Raw genomic sequence first — 3,515 nt, forward strand, 5'->3', positions numbered from 1 at the left:
GGCGATCGCGGAGGTTCAGGCGGCGCCGACGGTGAACCACACCGAGGTGTCGGTCGGCACGGCGCCGTCGCCGGTCAGGGCGCCGGAGGAGACGAGCACACGCGCCCCGGCCGGCAGCGCCACCGGTTCGGCGCCGAGGTTGGTCACCACGGTGACCGCACCGCCCTCGCCGCCGGTGTTGACCAGCGCCACGACCTCATCGCCGAAGCCATCGGCCCACGCCAGGCCCCCGGTGCCGAGGGAATGCTCCCGCCGCAGCCGCAGCAGGGTGCGGTACAACTCCAGCGTCGAGCCCTTGACCCCCGTCTGCTGGTCGACCGCCAGGTCGGCGTACGACGCGGGTTGGGGCAGCCACGACCCGCCCGGCCCGAACCCGTACGCCGGCGCGTCCTTGACCCACGGCAGGGGCACGCGGCATCCGTCGCGGCCGATGACCGCGCCGTGGGTGCGGTGGAACGTCGGGTCCTGCCGGAACTCACTGGGCATCGTCGTGTGCTCGGGCAGGCCGAGTTCCTCACCCTGGTACACGTAGGCCGAACCGGGCAGCGCCAACATGAGCGTCGTCGCCGCGCGGGCGCGGCGCAGGCCCAGGGCCGCGTCGGGTTGGGGATCCTGCGGCCCGATGCCCAACGCACCGCGTCCGGTGGTGGCGTAGCCATACCGCGTCGCGTGCCGCACGACGTCGTGGTTGCTCAGCACCCACGTGGTCGGGGCGCCGTACCCGTCGGCCAGGGCCAGCGAACCGGCGATCACGTCGCGCAGGGCAGCCGGCTCGAACGGGGTGTACAGGTAGTCGAAGTTGAACGACTGGTGGAACTCGTCGGGGCGCACGTACAGGGCGGCCCGCTCCGGTGGCGTCACCCAGGCCTCGGCGCACATGATCCGCTCATGGCCGGGGGTGGAGTACTCGTCGATGAGGGCGCGCCACCGCCGGTAGATGTCGTGGATCTCGTCCTGATCCCAGAACGGAGCGGCGTTCGTCGGGCCGGTGATGTCGCGGGTCTCGGCCGGTCCGTCCCACGGCGGCAGCCCGGCGCGCTTGATCAGGCCGTGAGCGACATCGACGCGGAAGCCGGCCACACCGCGCTCCAGCCAGAAACGCAGGATCGACTCGAACTCGGCATGGACCTGCGGGTTGGTCCAGTCGAAGTCCGGCTGCCCGGTGTCGAACAGGTGCAGGTACCACTGCCCCGGAGTCCCGTCGGGCTCGGTCACGCGCGTCCACGCCCGCCCGCCGAACACCGAGGTCCAGTTGTTCGGCGGCTCCGACCCGCCCGGGCCGGTGCCATCGCGGAAGATGTACCGCGCCCGCGCCTCGCTGCCCGGCCCGTCGGCCAGAGCCGCCCGGAACCACACGTGCTCGACGGAGGAGTGATTGGGCACGAGGTCGACGATGATCCGCAGCCCGAGATCGGCCGCCTTCGCCGCGAGGGCGTCGTAGTCGTCCATCGTGCCGAACAGTGGGTCGATGTCGCGATAGTCGGCGACGTCGTACCCGGCGTCGGCCATGGGGGAGCGGTAGAACGGCGAGAACCAGAGGGCGTCGACACCGAGGTCGGCGAGATACTCGAGCCGATCGGTGATGCCACGCAGGTCACCGATTCCGTCACCGTCGGCGTCGGACCAGGAACGCGGGTAAACCTGATAGATGACGGCGTGCCGCCACCACGGAGCGTCGGTTGCCGTGGGGGAGTGCAGCGGCGTGGGCATGGTCATGAGGGCTCCTCGGCATTGACGAGCATGTTGGCAGCGCGCACCAGGTAGTCGCGCAGGACGGCGTCGTGCGCCTCGGGCAGATTGATGGTGTCGACGGCGGCGAACATGTGCCGCAGCCAGCGGTCACGTTGGCTGGGGGTGACCGCGTACGGCAGGTGCCGCATCCGCAATCGGGGGTGACCGCGCTCCGCCTGGTAGGTGCGCGGGCCACCCCAGTACTGCTCCATGAAGATCAGGAGGCGATGTTCGGCCGGGCCGAGATCCTCCTCGGGGTACAGCGCCCGCAACTCGGGGTCACCGGCGACCCGGCGGTAGAACTCGTGGATCAGGGCGGCGAACGTTTCGTGGCCACCGACCTGGTCGTAGAAACTCTGCCCGCCCCGATCGTCCGTCATCTCACTCACCCCTGCATCCTCTCAGGCACCGGGGCGTGCCGCGTCGCCAGGCCCGGCGTTCGGCAGCCAGACCGGTCCGGGGATCCCCGCCGCGTCGAGGGCCTCCTTGGCGCGGCGGCGGATCTCACGCTGGACGCCCCACTGCTGATCGGTGCTGCACGTGGCCAGCACCCGGATCGAGACCCCGGCCGCGCTGATCTGCTCGATGCCGAGCACCTTCGGCCCGTCGATGAGCACGTCGGCCCAGGCCGGATCGTCGTTCATCCCGGCCACCGCGGAGCGCACCGCGTCCTCGGCCCGGTCCAGGTCCGCCTCCGGCGACACCTGGACGTCGACGATCGCGGTGGACCACCCCTGGGACACGTTCGAGACCTGCACGATCTCCCCGTTGCGGATGTACCAGACCGCCCCGGAGGGGTCGCGCAACCGGGTGACGCGCAGCCCGACGTCCTCGACCGTGCCGGTCACCGCGCCGATGGTGACGAGGTCACCGACGCCGTACTGGTCCTCGAAGATCAGGAAGATGCCCGCGAGAAAATCCTTGATGAGCGACTGGGCGCCGAGCCCGATCGCGATGCCGCCGATCCCGGCCGAGGCGAGCATCGGACCCATCGGGATACCGACGACGGACATGATCGTCAGCAGCGCGACGGTGGCGATGACCACGGTGACGATGGAGCGCAGCAACGACCCGACCGTGCGGGTGCGTTGCTCGTGCCGGGCATCGGTCATGCCTGCAGCCGCCGCGAGCACCCGCCCGCCGGCGCTGGGGGTCGAGCGGTTGCCGCGCTCCACGGTGTCGCGCACGACGCGATCGATGACCCTGACGAGCACCCAGCGCAACACCACCGCCGCGGCGATGGTGACGAGGATCTGCAGCCCGGCGGACCCCACCCAGGACCAGAACTGATCCTGGGTGGGGCCGCCGCGCCACAGTCGGCCGCCTTCCGTCACCAAGGATCTGGCACGTCGCGCAGCTGGGCCGTCACCGCCCGGGCGACGTTGTCACGGTTCTCCGCGACGAGGCGGCGGGTCGCGCTGGGCGCGTCCGCGTGCTCGTCGAGCCACCCGTCGAGGCGGGTCAGCAGGTCGGCGTCGGCAAGGTGGCCGGGGAAGAAGACCGTGATGAGGGTCTCGGCGATGGCCGAGGTACGACGCTCCTCGATGGAACCCACCGCGGCCAGGTACTGGTCGACGAACTCACCCATGAGTTCGGGGTCGCCGCTGCGGGAGAAGCCGATGCCGGTGTTCTGGATGATCGAGGTCGACAGGTCGGTGCCGCCTTCACCCCAGACCGCGTCCCACGCCGCCTGCTTGGCCGCCCGCTTGGGCTCACTGGCCCGCACGAGCGCCGCCCATTCTCGCCCGCCGGCGGTGTCGTCGCGGACCAGCTCGGCCTCGAGC

At 71.1% G+C, this 3,515-nt stretch carries 4 protein-coding genes; all 4 read right to left on the reverse strand.

Annotation, left to right across the window (positions count from 1 at the left end; genetic code table 11):
* Nucleotides 1-15: 15 nt before the first annotated feature.
* Entirely contained in the window at nt 16-1,716 is a 1,701-nt protein-coding gene (locus KD1_RS13960; protein ID WP_068402918.1) for a glycoside hydrolase family 13 protein, read from the reverse strand.
* Complete coding sequence (locus KD1_RS13965; protein WP_068402920.1) at nt 1,713-2,111, reverse strand: globin; 399 nt, start codon at nt 2,109-2,111, stop codon at nt 1,713-1,715. Before KD1_RS13965 ends, KD1_RS13960 begins: the two co-directional genes overlap by 4 nt.
* A 21-nt stretch (nt 2,112-2,132) precedes the next feature.
* On the reverse strand, nt 2,133-3,065 hold the full coding sequence (locus KD1_RS13970; RefSeq protein WP_068402919.1) for a mechanosensitive ion channel family protein: 933 nt from the start codon (nt 3,063-3,065) through the stop codon (nt 2,133-2,135).
* Nucleotides 3,062-3,515, reverse strand: a 454-nt coding sequence (locus KD1_RS13975; RefSeq protein ID WP_174521116.1) for an ERAP1-like C-terminal domain-containing protein, incomplete at its 5' end; no start/stop codon positions are given. The genes KD1_RS13970 and KD1_RS13975, both read right to left, overlap by 4 nt.

It is taken from the genome of Kribbia dieselivorans NBRC 106261 (assembly GCF_001552435.1).
GTDB classification, from domain to species: Bacteria; Actinomycetota; Actinomycetes; order Actinomycetales; family Dermatophilaceae; genus Kribbia; species Kribbia dieselivorans.